General features: G+C 68.1%; 23 protein-coding genes and 2 pseudogenes. 14 read left to right on the forward strand and 11 right to left on the reverse strand.

Annotated elements, in window-relative coordinates:
* Nucleotides 1-8: 8 nt before the first annotated feature.
* From ACXDF8_RS01565 to ACXDF8_RS01590, 6 genes are all read right to left on the reverse strand, one after another.
* Complete coding sequence (locus ACXDF8_RS01565; protein ID WP_457221485.1) at nt 9-560, reverse strand: Dps family protein; 552 nt, start codon at nt 558-560, stop codon at nt 9-11.
* 83 nt (nt 561-643) lie between these two features.
* Entirely contained in the window at nt 644-1,564 is a 921-nt protein-coding gene (locus ACXDF8_RS01570) for a DNA-3-methyladenine glycosylase family protein (RefSeq protein ID WP_457221486.1), read from the reverse strand.
* A gap of 4 nt (nt 1,565-1,568) precedes the next feature.
* Nucleotides 1,569-1,946 carry a DUF427 domain-containing protein gene (locus ACXDF8_RS01575; protein ID WP_457221487.1) on the reverse strand — a complete coding sequence of 126 codons (378 nt, stop codon included), beginning with the start codon at nt 1,944-1,946 and terminating at the stop codon, nt 1,569-1,571.
* A gap of 118 nt (nt 1,947-2,064) precedes the next feature.
* Nucleotides 2,065-3,435 carry an NAD(P)/FAD-dependent oxidoreductase gene (locus tag ACXDF8_RS01580; protein ID WP_457221488.1) on the reverse strand — a complete coding sequence of 457 codons (1,371 nt, stop codon included), beginning with the start codon at nt 3,433-3,435 and terminating at the stop codon, nt 2,065-2,067.
* Between the two features lie 100 nt (nt 3,436-3,535).
* Nucleotides 3,536-4,552, reverse strand: a complete 1,017-nt coding sequence (locus ACXDF8_RS01585; RefSeq protein WP_457221489.1) for an NAD-dependent epimerase/dehydratase family protein — start codon at nt 4,550-4,552, stop codon at nt 3,536-3,538.
* Complete coding sequence (locus ACXDF8_RS01590) at nt 4,549-5,049, reverse strand: nuclear transport factor 2 family protein (RefSeq protein WP_457221490.1); 501 nt, start codon at nt 5,047-5,049, stop codon at nt 4,549-4,551. Before ACXDF8_RS01590 ends, ACXDF8_RS01585 begins: the two co-directional genes overlap by 4 nt.
* 120 nt (nt 5,050-5,169) lie before the next feature.
* Here ACXDF8_RS01590 and msrB point away from each other — a divergent pair, with 120 nt between their 5' ends.
* The 4 genes from msrB to ACXDF8_RS01610 all read left to right on the forward strand — a co-directional run bounded on the left by msrB (nt 5,170) and on the right by ACXDF8_RS01610 (nt 7,857).
* Entirely contained in the window at nt 5,170-5,631 is a 462-nt protein-coding gene (msrB, locus tag ACXDF8_RS01595) for a peptide-methionine (R)-S-oxide reductase MsrB (RefSeq protein WP_457221491.1), read from the forward strand.
* On the forward strand, nt 5,628-6,140 hold the full coding sequence (gene msrA / locus ACXDF8_RS01600; RefSeq protein WP_457221492.1) for a peptide-methionine (S)-S-oxide reductase MsrA: 513 nt from the start codon (nt 5,628-5,630) through the stop codon (nt 6,138-6,140). The genes msrB and msrA overlap by 4 nt, the downstream gene beginning before the upstream one ends.
* A gap of 348 nt (nt 6,141-6,488) precedes the next feature.
* The gene (locus ACXDF8_RS01605; protein WP_457221700.1) at nt 6,489-6,764 is read left to right on the forward strand and encodes a hypothetical protein; all 276 of its coding nucleotides are present in this window, start codon (nt 6,489-6,491) and stop codon (nt 6,762-6,764) included.
* A gap of 289 nt (nt 6,765-7,053) precedes the next feature.
* On the forward strand, nt 7,054-7,857 hold the full coding sequence (locus ACXDF8_RS01610; protein WP_457221493.1) for an RsiV family protein: 804 nt from the start codon (nt 7,054-7,056) through the stop codon (nt 7,855-7,857).
* A 17-nt stretch (nt 7,858-7,874) separates the two neighbouring features.
* On the opposite strand, the gene ACXDF8_RS01615 is transcribed toward ACXDF8_RS01610, so the two are convergent.
* Nucleotides 7,875-9,203, reverse strand: a complete 1,329-nt coding sequence (locus ACXDF8_RS01615) for a cytochrome P450 (protein ID WP_457221494.1) — start codon at nt 9,201-9,203, stop codon at nt 7,875-7,877.
* 150 nt (nt 9,204-9,353) lie between these two features.
* On the opposite strand from ACXDF8_RS01615, the gene ACXDF8_RS01620 reads away from it, so the two are divergent.
* Nucleotides 9,354-9,962: a TetR/AcrR family transcriptional regulator gene (locus ACXDF8_RS01620; RefSeq protein ID WP_457221701.1), complete on the forward strand. Its 609-nt coding sequence runs from the start codon at nt 9,354-9,356 to the stop codon at nt 9,960-9,962.
* Here ACXDF8_RS01620 and ACXDF8_RS01625 read toward each other — a convergent pair.
* Nucleotides 9,940-10,066, reverse strand: a pseudogene (locus tag ACXDF8_RS01625) (glutathione-dependent formaldehyde dehydrogenase); the annotation flags it as partial. The gene ACXDF8_RS01620 and the pseudogene ACXDF8_RS01625 overlap by 23 nt on opposite strands.
* Here ACXDF8_RS01625 and ACXDF8_RS01630 point away from each other — a divergent pair.
* Nucleotides 10,038-10,241 (forward strand): annotated as a pseudogene (locus ACXDF8_RS01630) (JmjC domain-containing protein); the annotation flags it as partial. The pseudogenes ACXDF8_RS01625 and ACXDF8_RS01630 sit on opposite strands and share 29 nt — an antisense overlap.
* Nucleotides 10,242-10,442: 201 nt before the next feature.
* Here the strand turns inward: ACXDF8_RS01630 and ACXDF8_RS01635 are convergent.
* Entirely contained in the window at nt 10,443-10,898 is a 456-nt protein-coding gene (locus ACXDF8_RS01635) for a PPOX class F420-dependent oxidoreductase (protein ID WP_457221495.1), read from the reverse strand.
* Between the two features lie 66 nt (nt 10,899-10,964).
* On the opposite strand from ACXDF8_RS01635, the gene ACXDF8_RS01640 reads away from it, so the two are divergent.
* From ACXDF8_RS01640 to ACXDF8_RS01660, 5 genes are all read left to right on the forward strand, one after another.
* On the forward strand, nt 10,965-12,008 hold the full coding sequence (locus tag ACXDF8_RS01640; RefSeq protein ID WP_457221702.1) for a zinc-binding dehydrogenase: 1,044 nt from the start codon (nt 10,965-10,967) through the stop codon (nt 12,006-12,008).
* 110 nt (nt 12,009-12,118) lie between these two features.
* Nucleotides 12,119-13,393, forward strand: coding sequence for a GTP cyclohydrolase II (locus ACXDF8_RS01645; protein ID WP_457221496.1), 1,275 nt, complete (start codon nt 12,119-12,121; stop codon nt 13,391-13,393).
* The gene (locus tag ACXDF8_RS01650; RefSeq protein ID WP_457221497.1) at nt 13,390-14,637 is read left to right on the forward strand and encodes a URC4/urg3 family protein; all 1,248 of its coding nucleotides are present in this window, start codon (nt 13,390-13,392) and stop codon (nt 14,635-14,637) included. Before ACXDF8_RS01645 ends, ACXDF8_RS01650 begins: the two co-directional genes overlap by 4 nt.
* A 9-nt stretch (nt 14,638-14,646) precedes the next feature.
* Nucleotides 14,647-15,276 carry a uracil phosphoribosyltransferase gene (gene upp / locus ACXDF8_RS01655; protein WP_457221498.1) on the forward strand — a complete coding sequence of 210 codons (630 nt, stop codon included), beginning with the start codon at nt 14,647-14,649 and terminating at the stop codon, nt 15,274-15,276.
* A gap of 64 nt (nt 15,277-15,340) precedes the next feature.
* Nucleotides 15,341-17,242, forward strand: a complete 1,902-nt coding sequence (locus ACXDF8_RS01660) for an ArnT family glycosyltransferase (protein ID WP_457221499.1) — start codon at nt 15,341-15,343, stop codon at nt 17,240-17,242.
* Here the strand turns inward: ACXDF8_RS01660 and ACXDF8_RS01665 are convergent, their stop codons facing one another.
* Nucleotides 17,243-18,340, reverse strand: coding sequence for a fatty acid desaturase family protein (locus ACXDF8_RS01665; protein WP_457221500.1), 1,098 nt, complete (start codon nt 18,338-18,340; stop codon nt 17,243-17,245).
* A 17-nt stretch (nt 18,341-18,357) separates the two neighbouring features.
* Nucleotides 18,358-19,404 (reverse strand): ferredoxin reductase, encoded by a 1,047-nt coding sequence (locus tag ACXDF8_RS01670; RefSeq protein ID WP_457221501.1) that lies wholly within the window; start codon nt 19,402-19,404, stop codon nt 18,358-18,360.
* Between the two features lie 70 nt (nt 19,405-19,474).
* Here ACXDF8_RS01670 and ACXDF8_RS01675 point away from each other — a divergent pair, with 70 nt between their 5' ends.
* From ACXDF8_RS01675 to ACXDF8_RS01685, 3 genes are all read left to right on the forward strand, one after another.
* Nucleotides 19,475-20,206, forward strand: a complete 732-nt coding sequence (locus ACXDF8_RS01675) for a TetR family transcriptional regulator (protein ID WP_457221502.1) — start codon at nt 19,475-19,477, stop codon at nt 20,204-20,206.
* Between the two features lie 305 nt (nt 20,207-20,511).
* Nucleotides 20,512-20,673, forward strand: a complete 162-nt coding sequence (locus ACXDF8_RS01680; RefSeq protein WP_457221503.1) for an HAD family hydrolase — start codon at nt 20,512-20,514, stop codon at nt 20,671-20,673.
* Nucleotides 20,674-20,876: 203 nt separating this feature from the next.
* Complete coding sequence (locus tag ACXDF8_RS01685) at nt 20,877-21,224, forward strand: dihydrofolate reductase family protein (protein ID WP_457221504.1); 348 nt, start codon at nt 20,877-20,879, stop codon at nt 21,222-21,224.
* The last annotated feature ends 17 nt before the right edge of the window (nt 21,225-21,241 follow it).

Here is a 21,241-nt window from a genome sequence, read left to right on the forward strand (position 1 = left end):
AACGCGATTCAGCGCGCGGCGCCTGCGGCCTTCTTCTCGGTCGAGCTGCCGTCGTGCACCAGCGTGCCGCCCGCACTCTCCAGGTGCGCCCGCACGAACCACTGGAACTTCTCCAGCTCGGCGGCGTGGCCGATAAGCATGTCCTGAGTGACCGGGTCCAACTCCTCGGTGTCACCGATGGCCTTGCGTAGATCCTCGACGACACCGTCGTAGACCAGATCGAGTGCGGCCAGGTGCGCCTGGACGGTGTCGCGGCCGATCGAGTAGTCGTCCCAGGTGCGGTCCTTGAGGATGGCGCCGGGCGTGCCCTGCGGGGAGGCACCCAGCGTCGCGATGCGCTCGGCGACCTCGTCGGCATACCCGCGCACCAGTTCGACCTGTGGGTCGATCATCTCGTGCACGCCGATGAAGTTGGGGCCGACGACGTTCCAGTGCACATGCTTGAGCGTCAGGTGCAGGTCGTTGTAGGTACTGAGCTGCTTCTGCAGCAGGTCGACCACCTTGCGGCTCTTGGCTTCGGTCATGCCCGGCACGGTGAACTTGGCACCCTTGGAACCCATGAATTGCTCCCTTCGCGCTCTTGTTGCTTGTCGACGGCCGCATACCCGCACTGCCGACGAGGTAACCGCGGACGGGAGCGCCATCACAAATTGCTGATGCGCTGCATCGGCAGTCGCGCACCGCGGCGCGGTTCGGCAGCCAGCCCGCTGGCGTAGAGCAGCAACACCGCGCGATGGCGGTGCGGACGCTCCGGCTCCAGCATCTCGAGCATGGCCGCATCGTCGACGGGTTTGCCGACCAGGGTCCAGCCGATCATCTTGCAGAGGTGATAGTCACCCACCGATAGCGCATCGGCATCACCGAAGGCCCGTTGCGCGGTCTCGGCGGCCGTCCACACCCCGACACCGGGCAGCGAGGTGAGCGCCTGGCGGGCCTGTGCCGCGGATCGCTGGACGAGGCGCTCCAGCGACGCCGCCCGCTGGGCGCAGCCGACGATCGTGCGGGCGCGACCGGGGTCGACGTTGGCGCGGTGGAATTCCCACGACGGGATGGCCCGCCAAACCTCCGCTGCCGGCGGAACCCGCATCCGGGCCGGAGCCGGACCGGGCGCCGGGGTGCCGAACTTCGTCACCAGCAGGCGCCAGGCGCGGAACGCGTCGACGCCGGTGACCCGCTGCTCGATGATGGCGGGGATCAGCGCCTCGAGCACTCGCCCGGTACGGCCCAGCCGCAGGTGCGGCACCCGGCGGGCGGCGGCCCGGATCGTGGGATGGACCGGACGAAACTCACCCGGGTCGTCGTCGGCGCCGAGCAGCGCGGGCAGTGTCTCCAGGAATTCCGCGGCACCCTCGCCCCAGGCCCGGCACGTCACGGTGTCCGGGGCGGTGCGGTGGATCCGTGCGGTGACCGGCCCGCTGGCTTGCAGGCTGGTGCGCCAGATCGCCCGGTCGGAGTCGAGCTGGTAGCACGGGTCACCCGGCCCGCGGCGATGCGGCCCCAGCGTCAGGCCGGGGCTGGCAGGTCCCGGAAAGGCCAGTCTGCGTTCGGAATAGTCGGCGGGCACCCGGTCAGTCCGGTTCGACGCTGACGTCGGCCTTGTTCGGGTAGAACGCCACGTGCCCGGCGATCGCCGCGACGGCCGGGTAGGGCTGCTCGTAGGTCCAGACCGCGTCCTCGACGGTCAGGTGACCGACGGTGACGTCGTAATAGCCGGCGTCACCCTTGAACGGGCAGTAGGTCTGGGTGAGGCTGCGGCTCAACACCTTTGGATCGACGTCGCCGATCGGAATGTATTGCACAACGGGATAGTTCGACTCCTGCAAGGCCAGTGCGGCGCGAGTGTCGGCTACGAGTTCGCCCTCGACGCGCACCCGGACCCGGCCCGCCGTAGGTGTGATGGTGATCGGATGCTCGGCGGTGGGTTGCTTGATCTCTCGGGTACTCATGTCCGGTTCTCCTCGCGGTGGCCTGCTCGGTGGGCCTGGTCTATGGGCCTAGTCGGTGCAACACCGGCTCCCACCCATGATTCCCCCGATCGCCCACCGCCGGGCGCGAAAACGCGAGCTAGGGCCGGCGCGCGATCTTGTCCGCGATGACCGCGATGGGTGACGTCGTCGAGCGGCCACCCTCCTCGTGTCGGTCGGCCACCTTGTAGGCGGTGTACATGCCGCGCACCCCGATCCAGCGCAGCGGCTCGGGTTCCCACGTCGCGGAGCGGTGGCCCACCCAGGGCAGCGTCGTCAACGGGGTAGAACGCTTGAGTACCAGGTCGGTCAGCGTCCGACCGGCCAGGTTGGTCGCGGTCACCCCGTGCCCGACGTAACCGCCCGCCTCGCCGAGGCCGGTCGCCGGGTCCAGGCTGACCCCGGCCGACCAGTCCCGCGGTACCCCCAGTACCCCGCACCAGCCGTGGGCGATCGGCACGCCGCGGGTCTGCGGCAGGACGGTGTTGAGCACACCGGTCAGATAGTCGATGGTGCCCTGACCGACCGCACCGTCGTTGTCGATGCGCGAGGCGTAGCGGTAGGGGACAGCCCGACCGCCGATCGCAATGCGGTCGTCGGCGGTGCGCTGCGCGTAGAAGAACCCGTGCGCCTGGTCGCCCAGGGTTTCGCGGCCTTCCCAGCCGATGCGCGCCCAGACGTCGGCCGGCATCGGTTCGGTGGCGATCATGGCGCTGTTCATCGGCAGCCACCGCCGGCGCAGACCGGCCATCCGCGCGGTGAACCCTTCGGTGGCGCGCAGCACGATCGGCGCGCGGACCACCCCGAACGGGGTCTGCGCGCGGCCGGGGCTGATCGTGGTCACCGGCGTCTGCTCGTAGATGGTGACGCCGAGGCGTTCGACGACGTCGGCAAGGCCGCGCGCCAGTTTCGCCGGCTGGATGCGGGCGCAGTGGGGGTTGAAGAAGCCGGCCACCAGGCTGTCGACCCGGATGCGCTCGGCGGCCTCCGGACCGGTGAGCATCTCAATGCCGTCGGTTCCCCATTCGCGGTCCTCGTCGGCCTCGGCGCGCAGTCGGCGGGCCTGTGCGGCGTTGCGCGCGACCTCGAGATTGCCGCCCTTGAGGATGTCGGCGTCGATGTTCTCCCGGGCGGCGACCTCGATGACCTCGTCGACGGCCTGGTTGAGGGTCTGCTGCCAGGCGATCACGCTGGCGCGGCCGTACTGCTTGGCCAGCAGTCCGCGGTGGCCCGGCGCCAGCCCACCGAGCCAGCCGCCGTTGCGACCGGAGGCGCCGAAGCCGGCGAAGCGGGCTTCGAGCACGGTGATCCGAAGCGACGGGTCCGCCTTCTTCAGGTAGTAGGCGGTCCACAGGCCGGTATAACCGGCGCCGACGATGCAGACGTCGGCATCGCGGTCGCCCGGCAGGGCGGCACGGGGCTGCGGGAGTTGGGTGAACCAGTGCGACACGGCGCCGTTGATGGTGGCCATCCAAAGATCTTCCCAGTCGCGCCTGAGAACGCAGCCGGGAGCACTACTGCACGACGAGTTGCCCGCGCATCTGCGGGTGGACTGTGCAGTGATGGGCGGTTCAGTCCGGTTGGGCTGCCTTGGCTTGACGTTTGGCCGCGCGCAGTCCGACCCAGAACCGGGCGGCCTCGCGAATGGCCTCCTCGACAGGGCGCGGCTGCCACCCCAGTTCGCGCACCGCCTTGCCGTGGTCGAGTGGTCCTTCGGCGCGCATCAGCCGCAGCGACTCCAGTGACAGCCGTTCGTCGGTGTGGCGCAGGCGGGCCTTGAGGGTGCCCGCCGCGGCCAGCAGGTAGGCCATCGATAGTGGGATGGTCTTGGCCGGCGGCGGTACCCCGGCCTCCTCGGCGGCGATGCGGGCCACCTCGGCATTGCTGATCATCTTCTCCGAGATCAGGTAGCGCTCGCCGACGCGGCCGTGCTCGGCGGCCAGGATCATGGCACGGGCGGCGTCGTCGACCCCGACGGCTTCCAGGTCGATGCCGCCCATCACAAACGGCAGCTTGCCGAACGCGGCTCCGGCGATGATCGCCCCGTGCGGGGTGCGACCCCAGTCGCCGCTGCCGTAGGTGGTCGACACGCACATCGCGACAGCGGGCAGGTTGTGCTCGCGGGCATAGCGCAGCACGAGTTCCTCGGCCTGGACCCGGGAGCGCACATAGGGCGTCAGGCCGCGGTCGGCGATGACGTCGGCCTCGCTGGTGATCCGGCCACGTTTGCGGCCCACGGTGACGTAGCTGCTGGTGAAGATGAACCGCTGCAGCCCAGCATCTTTGGCGATCTCGAGGACATTGCGAGTGCCCTCGACGTTGGTGCGGAACAGCGGTGCCGGATCGCGCAGCCAGCCGCGGGCGTCGACCACGCAGTAGTAGACGTCGTCGACGCCGGCCATCGCCGCCCGCAGCGTGTCGTTGTCCCAGATATCGCCGACGAAGCGCTGCACGTGCAGGTCGTCGATGGCGATGGCGTTGGCGTTCTCGCGCACCATCACCCGCACCTGGTGCCCGTCGGCGACCAGTTGCCGGGTGACGTGCGAACCGAGGAAGCCGTTGGCCCCGATGACGAGTTTGGGGCTCATTTGGTTCTCCCGTAGGCGCGCATCCAGGCGGCCGCCTCGTCGTCGAGCGTCCCGAGTCGTTCGGCCTTCTTGCACCACGCCATTCCGGCCTGCAGGAACTTCATCGGGTTGTAGATGTCCTCCTGGCGTGACCAGAGTCCGTCGCCGGCGTAGGTGACGATCGAGATATTGGTGGCGCTGATCAGGGTGCCGTCACCGGGGTCGCGCATCGGGTTGTCCAGTTCGCAGATGACACGGCCGGTGTCTTCGTCGAACACTTTCCACAGCGAGGGGAACTCGCTCATGTGGCTGCCGGGGAAGGCGTTCATGGTCCGGTTGATCCACTCGCGGACCTCGTCGCGGCCCTTCATGGTGCCCATCGCGTGCTCGATGTAGTCGACATCGGGGGTGTAGTGGCTCACCCAGGCGTCCCAGTCCCGAGTGCGGGCCGCCTCGGCGACCGTCTCCTCGAAGGTTGCGAATGCCTCGGACAGTTCCTCGCGGGAGAAGGGCGCCACAGCATAAAACTAGAACACGTTCTATCCTGCTTTGTCGAGGGGTTCGGCCGCAGGCAGGAGGGTTTCTGACGGAACCGTGACGCGGGATTATCCGAACGCCCTTCCAGGGTTGACCACGGTATGGCGCACGACTATCGCAAGAACCCCGCCGCCGTCTCCGCGTTGTCTCCCGAGCAGTACCGGGTGACGCAGGACAACGGAACCGAGCGGCCCTTCACCGGCGAGTACTGGGACAACCACGAGCCGGGTATCTACGTCGACGTGGTCTCCGGTGAGCCGCTGTTCGCCTCGGTCGACAAGTTCGACAGCGGCACCGGCTGGCCCAGCTTCACCAAGCCGATCGACACCACCAACGTGGTGACCAAGCGGGACTTCAGCATGTTCCTGCCGCGCACCGAGGTGCGCTCGGCGCACGGCGACAGCCATCTGGGGCACGTCTTCAAGGACGGGCCGCGGGCACAGGGCGGGTTGCGCTATTGCATCAACTCAGCTTCGCTGAAGTTCATCCACCGTGACGACCTCGAGGCGCAGGGGTACGGCGAGTACAAGACTCTGTTCGAGACTTCCAAGGAGGACGTGTGAGCACCACAAAGACCGCGATTTTGGCCGGCGGCTGCTTCTGGGGCATGCAGGACCTGATCCGCAAGCAGCCCGGCGTGGTCTCGACCCGGGTCGGCTACACCGGCGGCCAGAACGACCATCCGACCTACCGCAACCATCCCGGCCACGCCGAGGCGGTGGAGATCGTCTACGACCCGGCGCAGACCGACTACCGGGCGCTGCTGGAGTTCTTCTTCCAGATCCACGACCCGAGCACGAAGAACCGGCAGGGCAACGACGTCGGGACCAGCTACCGCTCGGCAATCTTCTATCTCGACGACGAGCAGAAGCAGGTCGCACTGGACACCATCGCCGACGTCGACGCCTCCGGCCTGTGGCCGGGCAAGGTAATCACCGAGGTGACGCCCGCATCCGATTTCTGGGAGGCCGAGCCCGAGCATCAGGACTACCTTCTGCACTACCCGAACGGCTACACCTGCCACTTCCCGCGGGCGGGCTGGAAGCTGCCGAAGCGGGCCGTCGTCGAGTAAGTAGCGTCATCCAACCGTGGCGGGCGTGGGGCGGTCCTGCACCCCCACGGTTCGGTGCCCACTAATTTGCTGAGCGCGATCACGCGCTGTGGCCCGGACGGCGAGAAGCGTTGGTATGCCGCCTTACTCCTGTCCACTCTCCGGGATGAGCACGACATCCCGGGGCACCTCCCGGCGCCTCGTGGCCCGAATGGTGAAGTGACGCACGGCTCTCCGCCGGATGTTTGGCGCTCTCACTTTCTCAGGCACCCTCGGTACGCAGGCAAAACTCGCCCACGTTTCGAATCTCCTATTTCTGTGAATCATCTGCGTGCCGTTCCCAACCGAGAGAGGTTCCCCGTGAAGCGAATCGTGCACTTTGCTCTTGTAGCATCAGCGGCCGTCGCCGTTGTGAGCGGTTGCTCAGCATCGGAGGTGGTCAACACCGGCGGCGATACCAAATGCAAAGACTTCCTCAGCCAGGACGACAAGAAGCAGAACGACGAAGTCAGCAAGATGCTCAAGGACAAGAGCGGGCAAGATCCCGCGAATATGGAGATCACTGCCACCAAGGCCTCAGTCTCGGTGTACTGCCAGACCGTTGGCAAAGAAGACACCAAGATTTCCGAGGCACCGCACGGCTGAGCGGCGCTACCCCGAAACTGCACTCACCACCGAAGCTGCCGTCCGCTGATCTCGACACCCGGCGCTCATGCCTAGCAACGCACGAATGCGGTATCACGGGTGATATCGCGTTCGTGCCGCGCTACTGGATGAGCTGTCCGGTCGGGCCGGCCTGACCGAGCCGCCAGATCCGCGAGCTCGGTCCCTCGACTACGCTGTACAGCGCCGATGCCGTCGGGGGCGCTGTGCTGGCGTGGCACACCCGATCGTTGGTCGCGGCCCCGTGCCGCGTGTGCTTGGAGGTATTTTCGTGCGTTCTTTCAGCGCGGCAGTGGTCGCCGCGGTCGCTGCACTGTCCGTGTCGTCCGGGCTGGCGGCGGCTGCCCCGAAGGATTACTGCGCCGACCTCAAGGGCGGCAACACCGGCAGTACGTGCGTGATCGCGCTGTCCGACCCCGCGTACAGCGTCGACATCAGCATCCCGCTGGACTATGCCGACCAGAAGTCCGTCGCCGACTACATCTCTCAGACGCGCGATGCGTTCATCAACACCGCCAAATCCGCGCCCGGCAACACGCCGTCCGTGCTGAGCATCAAGCCGACGGAGTACAACTCGTCGATTCCCCCGCGCGGCACCGAGGCCGTGGTCTTCACGGTGACCCAGAGCGTCGGCAACGGCAGCCCTCAGACGACCTACAAGGCCTTCAACTGGGACCAGAGCTACCGCAAGGCGATCACCTATACCGCCGCACCTGACGACAAGCAGAACACCCCGCTGTGGCGGGTGGACGATCCGCTGACGACCGTCGCACCCATCGTTCAAGCCGAACTGCAGCAGCAGCTCGCGCCGCCACCACCGCCGGCCGCACCGCCTACCCAACCCGACCAGCCGGTGACAACCACACCGACAACCACGACGACCACCACACCGCCGCCTCCGCCTCCGTTGCCGTTCGTGCCGGGCGCGCTGTACAACCCGGCCAACTACCAGAATTTCGCGGTCGTCAACGACGGGGTGATCTTCTTCTTCGACCAGGGCACGGTGCTGCCCGCCTCAGCCGGAGCGCTGCACGTGCTGGTACCCCGCTCCGCGATCGACCCGATGATCGCCTGAGATCAGGGCGCCGAGCGTCAGCGCCGGCGGTGCACCACCACGCGGCCACCCTTCTTCGGGGTGAAGGCCACCCCCCGCGAGTGCCACTTCTCGCCCGGCGCGGCGGTGGTCTGAATCGCGAAGTGCCGCAACACCGTCCGCAGCACGACGTCCATCTCCATGTTTGCGAACGCCGCGCCGATGCAGCGGCGGGTGCCACCGCCAAAGGGCACCCAGGCGAAGGTATTGGGCTTGGCGTCGAGGAAGCGCTGGGGGTCGAACCGTTCGGGATCGGGGAACATCTCCGGGTTCTCGTGCAGCTGGTTCAGACTCACCATGAGCGAATACCCTTGCGGGATACGCCACTGCCCGAGCTCGTACATCGGGGCCTCGACGTGACGGCCGGCGAAGTCGATCACCGTCCGGTTGCGCTGGATCTCGAAGATGGTGGCCTGCCGGTAGGTGTTGTCGTCGGTGTCCGCCTCGGCGGCCAGGCGACGCAAGACATCGGGATGACGCGAAATGCGCTCGAATGCCCAGCCCAGCGTCGACGCGGTGGTCTCGTGACCGGCGGCCAGCAAGGTCAGCAGCTCGTCGCCGACTTCGCCACGGGTCATGGGCGAGCCGTCGTCGTAGGTGCTGCGCAGGAACAGCGACAGTACGTCGGTGCGGTCCGCGAAATGTGGGTCTTGGCGGGCCCGTCGGATCAGGATGTCCACCAGGCCTTCGTACTCGCGGCGGTACTCGGTGAGCTTTCCCCAAGGACTCCAAGGAAAGTCGCGTCTCGGTGAGGGTAAGACCGCCAGCCGCGAACCGAGGGTCACCCAGCGCGGGATCAGCTCGCGCAACCGCTGCAGTTCCGCGCCGTCGGCACCGAAGATCGCCCGCAAGATGATGTTGAGCGTGATCCGCATCATCGGCTCGAGGGTGGCGAACTCCCGCCCCTCGGGCCACCAGGCGATCTCGCGCAGCGTCTCCTCCTCCACGATCTGCTCGTAGGCCTTGATGCTCTTGCCGTGAAACGGCGGGGTGAGCAGCTTGCGCCGCACCCGGTGCTCGGCACCGTCGAGCGCGAACACCGAGCCCGGCCCGAGTAGCCGGCTCAGGTTCGGCTGAATGTTGTAGAGGACTTCGGGGCTGGTGGTGAAGATCTGCTTGGTCAGGGCCGGGTCGGAGACGAAGACGCTCTCACCGAACACCGGTATCCGCAGCCGGAAGCAGCGGCCGTAGCGCCGGGTCAGCCAGTCGGTGGTCCCGCGCCGCGACACCATGAACGCGGCCCTGATCAACCCGTTCGGTAGGCCCGGGACAGGGGGCACCATGGCTTGGGTAGCCGACGGCAGGTCGACGGTCGGCGCTTCGCTCATCGTGGAGTCCTCCCGGAGAGTTGCGGTACTGCGCTGTACCACGGCTATGGGGGTACGGTACCTCCTAGTACCAGGAGCTGACAAGGGTCGATCCGGACAGGAGAAGGCTGCGTGACCACGCCGATTGCCGACGCCGCGAAGGCCGGCAGCATGCCCGTCTCCCCGGACGGCGGCTTCCGGCGCCGGCTGCTCGAAGGACTGGCCGCCTCCATCTCTGAGCGGGGATACCGCGACAGCACGGTCGCCGATATCGTGCGACACGCCAAGACCTCCAAGCGCACGTTCTACGACCAGTTCGCCACCAAGGAGGACTGCTTCGCCGAACTGCTGATGGCGAACAACGACGAACTGGTCACCGCCATCAACGCCGCCGTCGACCCGGCAGCGCCCTGGCAGGACCAGGTCCGGCAGGCCGTCGTGGCCTATGTCGACAACATCGAGCAGCACCCGGCCATCACGCTGAGCTGGATCCGTGAGCTACCCGCCCTTGGCGAGGAGGCTCGGCCCACGCTGCGCCGCGGGTTCAGCCGGCTCGCCACGATGATCGTCGAGCTGACCGCCAACGAGAACTTTCGCGCCGCCGGCATCGCCCCGCTCTCCCAGGCCGCCGCGGTCATCCTGGTCGGCGGGCTACGCGAGCTGACCGCTCAGACCGTCGAGGACGGCGTCCCCGTCACCGACATCGTCGAGCCGGCGCTCGCGGTCTCCCTGGCCCTACTGGGCTCCACACCGGATATCAGGGTTTCAGAACAACTTTGACCATTCCGTCGGTCTTCTTTTGAAAGCTCTCGTAGGCCTGCGGGGCAGCCGACAGTGGAAGCCGGCGGAGCGAAGGTGTCCACACCCAGCGGGTCGTCGCCAGTCCACGCATATCCGCTGCCGTCCCAACCGTGGGCACCGCACCGGGCCGCCGTTGCCGAACGGGCGGCCGACGAACCGGTTCTCGACATCGTGCTCGATCCCGGCGACGCGCTCTATCTGCCCCGCGACTGGGTCCACGCCGCACAGGCGCAGGACACCACGTCGATCCACCTGACGATCGGGGTCTTGCCGAACCCGAACTGCTGCGGGCCCCCCGATCCGCGCCGATCCGACCGCGCTGGTCGGCTGCCACCTCGACGGCCGCGTCGTCCTCACCGGCGAGCGGGGACCGGTGGAGGTCGTCCTCGGCGAGGAGCTGTCCGAGCCGCTCCTGTCGCAGTGGCGGGCCACGGTCACCGGCCCGGTGCGGGGGCTCGATCAGGACGGTGGGAAGCCACCCGTTGCCACCGGACCCCACGTCGCCGGAGTGACCCGAATCAGGCTCTTGCCCTGGCGGACCATCGCCTCGCGGTACTCCACCCAGTCCGGGTGCTCGCCGGCCACCGCACGGAAGTACTCGACCAGCGGCTCAACGGAATCCGGCAGGTCGATCACCTCCGCCGGACCGTCGATCTGCACGTAGGGGCCGTCGAAGTCGTCGGAGAGCACCACCACGCTGGCCCGCCCGGTGCGCCGGATGTTGACCGACTTGGCCCGGCGCGGGTAGCTGGCGATCACCAGCCGGCCCGCCTCGTCGACACCGCCGGTGACCGGCGAGCTCTGCAGCGAGCCGTCGGCGCGGAAGGTGGTCAGCACCATCCGGTGCCGCGGTCGCACGAAGTCCAACAGTTCACTGAGACCCACAGCGTCGGCTTTGGCGATCCTGGGCGACATGGCGCCACTCTAACCACACCGGGTCGGGTCGGGCGTAAGTTGGTCGCTGACGTCGAGGAGGATGACATGGTCGCGACGATGCGCGCCGAGCGGTTCTACGCTGACACCAAAACCGTTGCACTGGAGGATGTTCCGGTCCCAGAGCCGGGACCCGGCGAGGTCCTGGTCAAGGTGGCTTTCTGCGGTATCTGCCATTCGGATCTCAGCCTGATCAATGGCACGTTCCCCGCGCAGCGGCCGGTGGTGACACAAGGTCACGAAGCCTCGGGCACGATCGCCAAGCTCGGACCCGGCGTGACGGGCTGGTCCGAGGGTGACCGGGTGGTCGTCGCCGCGGGGCGCCCCTGCGAGAAGTGCGCCAACTGCCGGCGCGGTGATCTGGCCAATTGCCTGGCGATCCGGCTGATGGCGTTCGCCTACGACGGCGCCTGGGCCGAATACACCGTCGCCCAAGCCGCCGGCCTGACCCGCATTCCCGACAACGTCCCGCTGGAGCAGGCCGCAATTCTGGCCGACGCGGTCTCCACGCCCTACGGCGCAGTGGTGCGCACCGGCAAGGTCGGCGTCGGCGAATCGGTCGGGGTGTGGGGCGTCGGCGGTGTCGGCACCCACATCGTGCAGCTGGCCCGGCTGGTCGGCGCTGTTCCGGTGATCGCCGTCGACATCAACCCGGTGGTGCGCGACCGCGCCCTCGAACTCGGCGCCGACCATGCCTTCGACTCCCGCGACCCGGAGCTGAAGGACAAGATCGCCGCGGTCACCGGCGGGCGCAAGCTCGACGTGGCCTTCGACGCGGTCGGGCTCAAGGTCACCTTCGAGCAGGCGCTCGACAACCTGACGGTGGGGGGCCGCCTGGTCGGGGTCGGCATGAGCGCCGAATCCCCCACCGTAGGCCCGACCTCGATGTTCGGCCTCACCCATCGGCAGGTGCTGGGGCACCTGGGTTATCAGAACGTCGACATCGAAACCCTCGCCACGTTGGTCTCCCTCGGGCGCCTGGACCTGTCCCGCTCGATCAGCCAGATCATCGCGCTCGAGGACATCGCCGAGGGCATCCGAATGCTCGAGCACGCCGAGGGCAACCCGATCAGGATTCTGGTCAAGCCCTGAGCGGTCGTGTCCGCCGGACAGCGCGCACCGCGCGTGGTGACTAAGCTGGCGCCTTTCCGGTGGCCGACGTCCAGCCGGCCGACGGTGATCTCCTGCCCCGAGGAGCGAACATGTCCGCCGACGCGCCCACGCCCGCCGCGCCCCAGGGGTCGGCCGGCCATATCCGGCTGACCTCGCACCACGGCGCCGACGACGCCCCGCCGATCCGCTGGGGTGCGCCGAGCGCCGCCGAACGCGGGCCGCTGATCGGGACCACCACCACCCGCAGCCACCGCAACGTCGTCGGCACCCACAGCGGCTCGTACAGCGTGTACCGGGCGCTGGCGGTCGCCGCCGGGGCGCTGTCCCGCGAGCACCGCGCGGACCTGACCAACACCGCCCCCACCCACACCATCGGTCCGTACCCGCAGTGGGGACAGCCGGAGGCGATCGTCAGTCTCGACCCATGGGGCGCCATGGTGGCCGAGGTCTTCGCCGACCACCTGGCTGCCGGCCACGACATCCGGCCGACCATCGCGGTCACCCAGGCGCACGTGATCCTGCCCGAGATCGCCGACGCCATCGACAAGGGCCGGCTGCGGCCAGACGGGCGGGTGCTGCTGCCCGGCGGCGCCGCGCTGGTCACCAAGGCCGCGATCGAGCCGGTCTGGTACCTGCCGGGGGTCGCGCAGCGATTCGGCTGCAGCGAAGCACATCTGCGCCGGGTGATGTTCGAGGAGACCGGCGGCATGTATCCGGAGCTGGTCACCCGCTCGGACCTGGAGGTGTTCCTCCCTCCGATCGGCGGGCAGACCCTCTACATCTTCGGTGACGCACGGGATCTGGCCGATCCGTCCGTGGAACTGACCGCCCGCGTCCACGACGAGTGCAACGGCTCGGACGTGTTCGGTTCCGACATCTGTACGTGCCGGCCGTATCTGACGCATGCGATCGAGGAGTGCATCCTCGGCGCGCAGCGCGGCGGGGTGGGCCTGGTCTCCTACTCCCGCAAGGAGGGCCGCGCGCTCGGCGAGGTGACCAAGTTCCTGGTCTACAACGCCCGCAAGCGCCAGGAAGGTGGGGACACCGCCGAGGCGTACTTCGCCCGCACCGAATGCGTTGCCGGCGTCCAGGACATGCGCTTCCAGGAATTGATGCCCGACGTTTTGCACTGGCTCGGGATCCGCAAGATCCACCGCCTGGTGTCGATGAGCAACATGAAGTACGACGCGATCGTCGGTTCCGGGATCGAGGTCGGCGAACGGGTCAACATCCCCGACGAGCTGATCCCGGCCGACGCCCGCGTGGAGATCGACGCCAAGATGGCCGCCGGCTACTTCACCCCCGGCCCGGTGCCCGACGCCGAGGAGCTGAAAAAGCCCAAGGGCCGGGGACTGCACGGGTGAGTTCGGCCACCGAGGTCGACCTCGACACCCCCGCCGGGGCGGCGGCTGCGCTGCGCACCACCGCGGCGATTCGCGGGCGCGCCGGGCAGCTGACCGCACGGGCCCGCGCTGGCGAGTCGCGCTGGTTCGTCGTCGACGACGCGGCGATGACCGCCGCCGCGACCGAGGTCGCCGCCGTCACCCGGGCCAACTACCCCGACCTACGGATCCCGTTCCACAGCCGCTGGCGCCACTTCGAGGCCGGCGGTGTAGCCCGCAAGACGGACCTCGACCGGCTGGTCGAACCGCTCGACGCCGCCGAGCGGGCTCGCGCGATGGTCGACCTGACGGTGGTCAGCGTGTTGCTCGACGCCGGCGCCGGAGCGGCCTGGTCCTACCTCGAGCCGGCCACCGGGATACGCTTCGCCCGGTCGGAAGGCCTGGGGGTGGCCAGCTTTCACGCCTTCACCGCCGGGCTGTTCTCCGCCGATCCCGCCGACCCGTTGCGGGTCGATGCGGCCGGTTTGACCGCGCTGACCCCCGCCCGACTCGCCGAGGCGTTTCAGGCCGACGCCGCCAATCCGCTGGTGGGCATCGAGGGCCGGGTGGCGCTCTTGCACCGACTGGGCCGGGTACTGGCCGGCACGCCGACGGTTTTCGGCGCGGACGGCAGGCCCGGTCGTCTCTTCGACGTCCTGTGCGGGCCGTCGCCGGGCACCGTCTCCGCCCATGACATCCTCGCCCTGATCCTGACCTCGCTGGGCGCAATCTGGCCCAGCGGCAGCATGATCGGCGACCATTCGCTCGGTGACTGTTGGCACCACGACGCAGTAGCGGGCCAGGGCCTGACCAACGGCTGGATGCCGTTTCACAAATTGTCGCAATGGCTCACCTACTCCTTGCTGGAGCCGTTCGGGTGGTCCGGGGTCACGGTCACCGGCCTCGACGACCTAACCGGACTGCCCGAATACCGCAACGGCGGGCTGTTCCTCGACTCCGGCGTCCTGCGCCTGCGCGATGCCGACGCATCTCGCGAAAAGTGGCTTCCCGCGGCTGACTTGGTGGTGGAGTGGCGCGCACTGACCGTGACGCTGCTCGACGAACTCGCCCCGCTTGTGCGCTCGGCACTAGGCGTGGACGCCGAGCGGATGCCGCTGGCATGTGTGCTCGAAGGCGGCAGCTGGGCCGCCGGACGCACGTTAGCGGGGCGATTGCGGGACGGTTCACCGCCGCTGACGGTGGTCAGCGACGGCACGGTGTTCTAGGGAGCAGGCATGCAGAACGTTCATCTGGTCGACCACCCGCTGGTGCAGCACAAACTCACACTGATGCGCCGGCAAGAGACTTCCACCAACACCTTTCGCCGCCTGGCTAACGAGATCTCCACCCTGATGGCCTATGAGGTGTTGCGCGACACCCCGACGCACGAGATCACGGTGCAGACCCCGCTGGAGACCACCACCGGCTCCGTGATCGACGGCAAGAAGTTGGTGTTCGTCTCGATCCTGCGTGCCGGCACCGGCGTCCTCGACGGGATGCTCACCGTCGTACCGGGAGCCCGGATCGGGCACATCGGCCTGTACCGCGACCCGAAAACCATGGTGGCTGTGGAGTATTACTTCAAGATGCCCGGCGACCTGAATGAGCGCGAGGTGGTGGTGGTCGACCCCATGCTGGCCACCGGGAACTCCGCCGTGGCCGCGGTCGACAGGCTCAAGGAGTTCGGCCCGCGCTCGATCAAGTTCGTCTGCTTGCTTACCTGCCCCGAGGGCATCTCCGCGCTGCACCACGCCCACCCCGACGTGCCCGTCTACACCGCCGCGGTGGACCGGGCGCTCGATGACCACGGTTACATCGTGCCCGGTCTCGGCGATGCGGGCGATCGCCTGTTCGGCACCAAGTAGCACCGAGCCGCTCACAGCGGCCACACACCGTCCTTTCAGTCAACGGTCGGCCGGAGATGGATCAATGGCTGCTGTGACAACGACGTATCTGGACCCGGCGCCGCCGGAGTCGGCCGACGCGGGCCCAACGCCGGCGCACCCGTCACGCCGGGACCGGATCGAGTTGATCGTCCTGCTCACCGGCACGGCCGTCATGTACCTGTGGAACATCACCGTCAACGGAATGGGCAACCAGTTCTATGCCGGAGCCGCGCAGGCCGGCTCGAAGAACTGGGAGGCGCTGTTGTTCGGCTCCCTGGATTCGGCGAACTTCATCACCGTCGACAAGCCCCCGGTGTCGCAGTGGATCATGAGCCTGTCCGGTCAGTTGTTCGGCTTCAGCAGTGCCAGCATGCTCGTGCCCGAGGCACTGATGGCGGTGGCCACCGTCTGGCTGCTCTACGCCGCGGTGGCACGCCTGTGTGACCCACGAGCAGGCCTGCTCGCGGGCGCGGCGATGGCGGTCACCCCGGTGGCCGCGCTGATGTTCCGGTTCAACAACCCCGACGCCGCGATGGTGCTGCTGATGACCGCGGCGGCGTACTGCACCGTGCGCGCGGTCGAGCGGGCCGGCGGGAGGTGGCTCGCATGGGCCGGGGTGGCCCTCGGCTTCGCGTTCCTGGCCAAGATGCTGGAGGGCCTGATGATCGGCCCCGCGATCGCGCTGGCCTACCTGGTGGCTGCCCCCACGACACTGCGGCGCCGGGTGCTGCACCTGCTTGGCGCGTTCGGTGCGTTCCTGGTCGCGGCCGGCTGGTTCGTGGTGTTGACGCTGCTGTGGCCGGCCTCCTCACGGCCCTACATCGCCGGGTCCACCGACAACAACTTCATGAACCTGGTTCTGGGCTACAACGGTTTCGCGCGGGTGCTCGGCCGCAATCACATGAGTTTCGGCTCGCACGACCCACTGGGTACCTCGGTCGGTGAGCAGCTCCGCCCCGCGCATCTAGGCGGGTTCGGCGGTCAGCAGGAAGGGCTGTCGCGGCTGTTCGCCGGCGAGTTCGGCTTCGAGATCGGCTGGCTGGTTCCCACGGCGCTGTTGGCTCTGGTGCTCGTCGTCGTCTCCAGAGGCCGGGCACCGCGCACCGATCGGGTCCGCGCCGGGGCGGTGCTGTTCGGTGGGTGGCTGCTGATCGACGGCGTGGTGCTCAGCTACATGAAAGGCATGGTGCACCCGTACTACTGCCTGTCACTGGCACCGGCGGTGGCCGCGACGGTCGCGATCGGCGCGCACGAGATGTGGACACGTAGGCAGACCAGGTTCGGCCGCGCCGGCCTGACGGCGCTGGTACTGGTCACCGGCTGCTGGAGTTGGTGGGTGCTGGGTCGCAACGGCGGCTGGCTACCCGCGTTGCGCTGGACGGTCCTGGCCGCCACCGCGCTGGCCGCGGCGGCGCTCTGGGCGCCATGGCGGCACCGGGTTGCCGCGCTGGTAGCGGTGTTGGGTGCGACTGCGGTGCTGGCCGGCCCGACGGCGTACGCGGTGGCCACCATCGGGACCGCACACCGCGGCGGTGGCCCGACCGTCGGCCCGGCGCGTCCCGACAGCGCGCTGGGCGCCAAGGCATTCGGTGCGGAAGCCGCCAACCCCGCACTGGCCGGGCTGTTGCGGACCACCCACACCACGTGGTCGGCGGCGACGGTCGGATCGTCGACGGCGGCGTCGCTCGAATTATCCAGCGGGACAGCGGTCATGGCGATCGGCGGATTCACCGGCCGTGACCCGGTACCCACGCTGGATCAGTTCAAGGCCGACGTGGCCGCCGGAGAGGTGGGCTACTACGTCGTCGAAACAGACTGGCGCGGTGAGCCCGGCGGCTGGCCGTTCGGCGGCAACCACACCGACATCACCGACTGGGTCACCGCCACATTCCCGGTGACCCAGGTCGGCAACACCGACGTCTACGACCTGTCCCGGCCCAAGTGATCATGCCGCGTGGGCGAGTTCCGTTGTGTCCTGGCGGGTTCGGGTGGGTAGCGCCAGCTTGACGATCTTGCGCACCACGCTGGCGAACTGCTTGGGCAGCGGGCCGGCGTTGTAGGGCACACCGTAGCGCTCGCACACCTCTCGCACCTGGGGGGCGATCTCGGCGTAGCGACGCGCGGGCAGGTCGGGGAACAGGTGGTGTTCGATCTGGTGGGACAGGTTCCCCGACAGGATGTGGAACAGCTTGCCGCCGGTGAGGTTCGCCGAGCCGAGCACCTGGCGGAAGTACCACTGGCCGCGGGATTCGTCGCGGGTTTCCTCGATGCTGAACTCCTGTGTGCCGTCCGGGAAGTGCCCGCAGAAGATGATGGCGTAGGACCACACGTTGCGGATCAGGTTGGCCGTCATGTTGCCGGTGAAGACGAACGGCGCGAACGGGCCGGCCAGCAACGGGAAGGCGAGGTAGTCCTTGGCGACCTGCCGACGCGTCTTGCGCCAGATCCCGCCTAGCACGTCGCGCTTGTCGGCCAGGGAGATCTCTCCCGCGCGGATGCGGTCGGTCTCCAGCTCGTGCAGGGCAACGCCGTACTGGAACAGCACCATGAGCAGGAAGGCGTACACCGGGTTGCCCAGGTAGTACGGCCGCCACCGCTGATCGGGGCTCATCCGCAGGATCCCGTAGCCGATGTCGCGGTCCATCCCGACGATGTTGGTGTAGGTGTGGTGCGAGAAGTTGTGCGAATGCCGCCACTGGTCGGCGGGGCAGGCGGTGTCCCACTCGAAGGTGCGGCCGCACAGCGCCGGGTCGCCGGTCCACTCGTACTGCCCGTGCATGACGTTGTGGCCGATCTCCATATTGTCCAGGATCTTGGAGACGGCCAGCAGCGCGGTGCCGGCCAGCCAGGCCGGCGGGAGGATCCCGGCCATGAGCAGCGCCCGGCCCGAGACCTCCATGGCGCGTTGCGCTTTGATGACACGGCGGATGTAGTCCACGTCGGTCTGGCCGAGTTCGGCGATCACCCGGTCGCGGATCGCGTCGAGTTCGCGGCCGAACGCGTCGGCCTGGTCTTTGGTGAGGGTCACATGCTGAGAGGTCATGGCTTGCCCTTTCTGGTTCACAGCGCGATCTCGACGTCGCCGACGGGGACTGACACGCAGATCTGCACGTCCTCCTCGTCGGCGGTCGAGACCGCTCCGGTGGTCAGGTTGCGCACGGCGCCGCGGTGTTTGCGCAGCGTGCAGGTGTGGCAGATGCCCATTCGGCAGCCGCTTTTCGGGGTGAGCCCCGCTTCCTCAGCCTGCTCGAGCAGCGGGCGTCCGTCATCGGTGGCGTTGATTCCGCTGTCCCGGAACGTGATCCGCCCAGCCGACGGGCTGTCGGGAACAACGAACAGGGTGGGGACGAAGCTCTCGGAGTTGACGTCGCCGTAGTGTTCGCGGACGGCGTCGACCAGTGCGGGCGGTCCGCACACGAAGACGGCGTCCGGCTCGGCCATCGCGGTTTGGCGGTGACCGGCGTCGAAGTGGCCAGTGAGCTGGCCGCCGGGGCCTCGGGTGAATCCGTGCAGCACGCGCACCGGCATGGCGGCGAGCTCGCCGCGATAGCAGGCTTCGTCGGCGCTGCGTGCGTAGTGGACGAAGACCGCCTCGCCGTCATAACCGCGGGCGGTCAGCGTCCGCAGCATCGACATCACCGGGGTGATGCCGCTGCCACCAGAAACGAACAGGATGCGCCGGGGCGGCTGTTCGGGAAGCACGAACTCACCGGCCGGCTCGGACAGTCCCACCACCATGCCGGGGCGGGCGTTGCGGTAGAGGTGCTCGGAGACCAGGCCGCCGTCGTGGCGCCCGATGGTCAACTCGATCAGCGGGGAGCCCTCGGCGTTGGCCGGTGAATAGCACCGGGTGTGCCGGCGACCGTCGATCTCGACGGTCAGGTTGACGTGCTGGCCGGCCCGGTGGCCGACAACGGCGGCGTTGGGCTCGAGCAGCAAGGTGACACTGCGCGGCGTGCGACGCTGCACGGCGACCACCTTGGCGCGCGCATCAGTGGTCCAGGTGGGGTCCACCAGCTCGGTGTAGCGGTCCACACCATGTGGCCCGGTGAGCAGATCGACCAGCGGTGAATGGAGCACCCTCTTGGTCAGTATTTCAGTGAACATATGTACACTCTTGGCTGTGAAAGTGCACGTCGTCAAGGAATCCGACCAGTCTGTGGTAGGGTTCACAACAGTGAACAGTCGTACGCCGAGCTCACGACGTGAGCGATCTGGTAAGTCGCGCTCACGAGAGGCGCCATCGCGGGAAGAGCGCAAAGAAGCTACCCGCAGGGCGATCATCGCCGCGGCGCTCAAGTTGCTCGACGAACGCAGTTTCAGCGGCCTGAGCCTGCGTGAGGTGACCCGCGAGGCGGGCATCGTTCCCGCGGCGTTCTATCGGCACTTCGAGTCGATGGACGCACTCGGGCTGGTGCTCATCGACGAGTCGTTCCGTTCGTTGCGGGACATGCTGCGAACCGCCCGCGCGGGCAAGCTCGACCCGACCCGGGTCATCGAGTCCACGGTGGAGATCCTGATCGCCGGTGTCAGCGAGCAGCGCGAGCACTGGCGGTTCATCGGCCGGGAGCGCTCCAGCGGGGTAACGGTGTTGCGGTACGCGATCCGCACCGAGATCCGGCTGATCACCTCCGAGCTGGCCACCGACCTGGCGCGATTCCCCGGCCTGAACGCCTGGAGCACAGAGGACCTCAACATCCTGGCGAGCCTGTTCGTGAACTCGATGATCATCATCGCGGAGGCGATCGAGGACGCGCACGATGCGGCCGCACTGGAGGAGATCCGGCGCACCGCGGTCAAGCAGCTGCGGATGATCACCGTCGGAGTCGACGACTGGCAGCCGGCTCCCGAGGGCGAGGCGGGTGCGCCGGATACCGGCGCCGACGGCGGGACCGAGCCCGAGTCCTGAGGGTCGCACCCGTCCGACCGATAGAAAAGTTGCCCGCCGTCGAGCGACAACGCGCCGTCCCCACCCACCGTCGCTCGAAGGGGGGCACACATCACCACACCACTCGGCGCAAACTCCCACAGCCCGTCGGCATAGTCAACACGAAATAACCAGTACGGCAACTATTTTCCGGTAGCTTGCGGGGTTGGACGCCGTCACACCGTCCACACTTCCAACACAGTCGGGCATGACGAACGAGACCGAAAGTCGGCGGCCTGCCGTGCTGTTCGACATCGACAGCACCCTGGTCGACGAGCTTTCCAACGGTGCCGACGACGATACGCAGAAGCGTCGACGGCGTTGTCACGGCGATCACCTCCTCCGAAGAAATCGAGCAGGCCAAGCCCCGGCCCGACATCGTCCTGGTCGCCCTGGACAAGGCCGGCGTGAGCGCGCAGCAAGCCGTCTTCGTCGGCGACACCGTCTGAGACGTCGAAGCAGCCGCGCGTGCCGGTGTGCCCTGCATCGGGGTGCTGTCCGGTGGTGTTTCCCGCGGCGAACTCGAGGGTGCCGGGGCCGCAGCTGTTTTCGACGATTCGCAGGACCTGTGCGATCACCTCGATGATTCGCCGGTCGCCGCTCTGACCTGAGCCGGAGTTTCACCGGCGGCGGCTTCGGGTAAGGACTGCCCATGACACGACCGGTGCAGCAGCTGCAAAGGGCGCCCGCACCGGAGGAATTAGTCGACCTCTACCGCGACCCGCCCGACCAGAACCTGCTGCTCGCCCTGCGCGGCTTCGCCGACGGCGTGCTGGTGGGTGCGGGCACCGTTCGCACCGAAGGCGACGGCCCAGTGCGGCTCACCGGCGACCAGGTCGCCGAACGGCGACAGCGCTGGGGCAGCGACACCGCACCTCCGATCGCGGTGGTCACCCTCACCGGGCTGCGGGCCGGTGGCATGCGGCGCATCCTGTTCGAAGCCGAGATGAAACAGCGCCGGCGCACCCCCGGCCGGCCGGGCCACGAAGCCGCGCCGTAAACCCAATTGTCACCCCC

This window comes from Mycolicibacterium sp. CBM1 (genome assembly GCF_054073305.1).

What these genes read in the sequence shown, in the direction of transcription:
- ACXDF8_RS01565 (WP_457221485.1), bottom strand. Translation starts at nt 560, where the DNA reads ATGGGTTCCAAGGGTGCCAAGTTCACCGTGCCGGGCATGACCGAAGCC.
- ACXDF8_RS01575 (WP_457221487.1), bottom strand. Translation starts at nt 1,946, where the DNA reads ATGAGTACCCGAGAGATCAAGCAACCCACCGCCGAGCATCCGATCACC.
- ACXDF8_RS01580 (WP_457221488.1), bottom strand. Translation starts at nt 3,435, where the DNA reads ATGGCCACCATCAACGGCGCCGTGTCGCACTGGTTCACCCAACTCCCG.
- ACXDF8_RS01585 (WP_457221489.1), bottom strand. Translation starts at nt 4,552, where the DNA reads ATGAGCCCCAAACTCGTCATCGGGGCCAACGGCTTCCTCGGTTCGCAC.
- msrB (WP_457221491.1), top strand. Translation starts at nt 5,170, where the DNA reads ATGGCGCACGACTATCGCAAGAACCCCGCCGCCGTCTCCGCGTTGTCT.
- ACXDF8_RS01615 (WP_457221494.1), bottom strand. Translation starts at nt 9,203, where the DNA reads ATGAGCGAAGCGCCGACCGTCGACCTGCCGTCGGCTACCCAAGCCATG.
- ACXDF8_RS01620 (WP_457221701.1), top strand. Translation starts at nt 9,354, where the DNA reads ATGCCCGTCTCCCCGGACGGCGGCTTCCGGCGCCGGCTGCTCGAAGGA.
- ACXDF8_RS01635 (WP_457221495.1), bottom strand. Translation starts at nt 10,898, where the DNA reads ATGTCGCCCAGGATCGCCAAAGCCGACGCTGTGGGTCTCAGTGAACTG.
- ACXDF8_RS01640 (WP_457221702.1), top strand. Translation starts at nt 10,965, where the DNA reads ATGGTCGCGACGATGCGCGCCGAGCGGTTCTACGCTGACACCAAAACC.
- ACXDF8_RS01645 (WP_457221496.1), top strand. Translation starts at nt 12,119, where the DNA reads ATGTCCGCCGACGCGCCCACGCCCGCCGCGCCCCAGGGGTCGGCCGGC.
- upp (WP_457221498.1), top strand. Translation starts at nt 14,647, where the DNA reads ATGCAGAACGTTCATCTGGTCGACCACCCGCTGGTGCAGCACAAACTC.
- ACXDF8_RS01660 (WP_457221499.1), top strand. Translation starts at nt 15,341, where the DNA reads ATGGCTGCTGTGACAACGACGTATCTGGACCCGGCGCCGCCGGAGTCG.
- ACXDF8_RS01665 (WP_457221500.1), bottom strand. Translation starts at nt 18,340, where the DNA reads ATGACCTCTCAGCATGTGACCCTCACCAAAGACCAGGCCGACGCGTTC.
- ACXDF8_RS01670 (WP_457221501.1), bottom strand. Translation starts at nt 19,404, where the DNA reads ATGTTCACTGAAATACTGACCAAGAGGGTGCTCCATTCACCGCTGGTC.
- ACXDF8_RS01685 (WP_457221504.1), top strand. Translation starts at nt 20,877, where the DNA reads ATGACACGACCGGTGCAGCAGCTGCAAAGGGCGCCCGCACCGGAGGAA.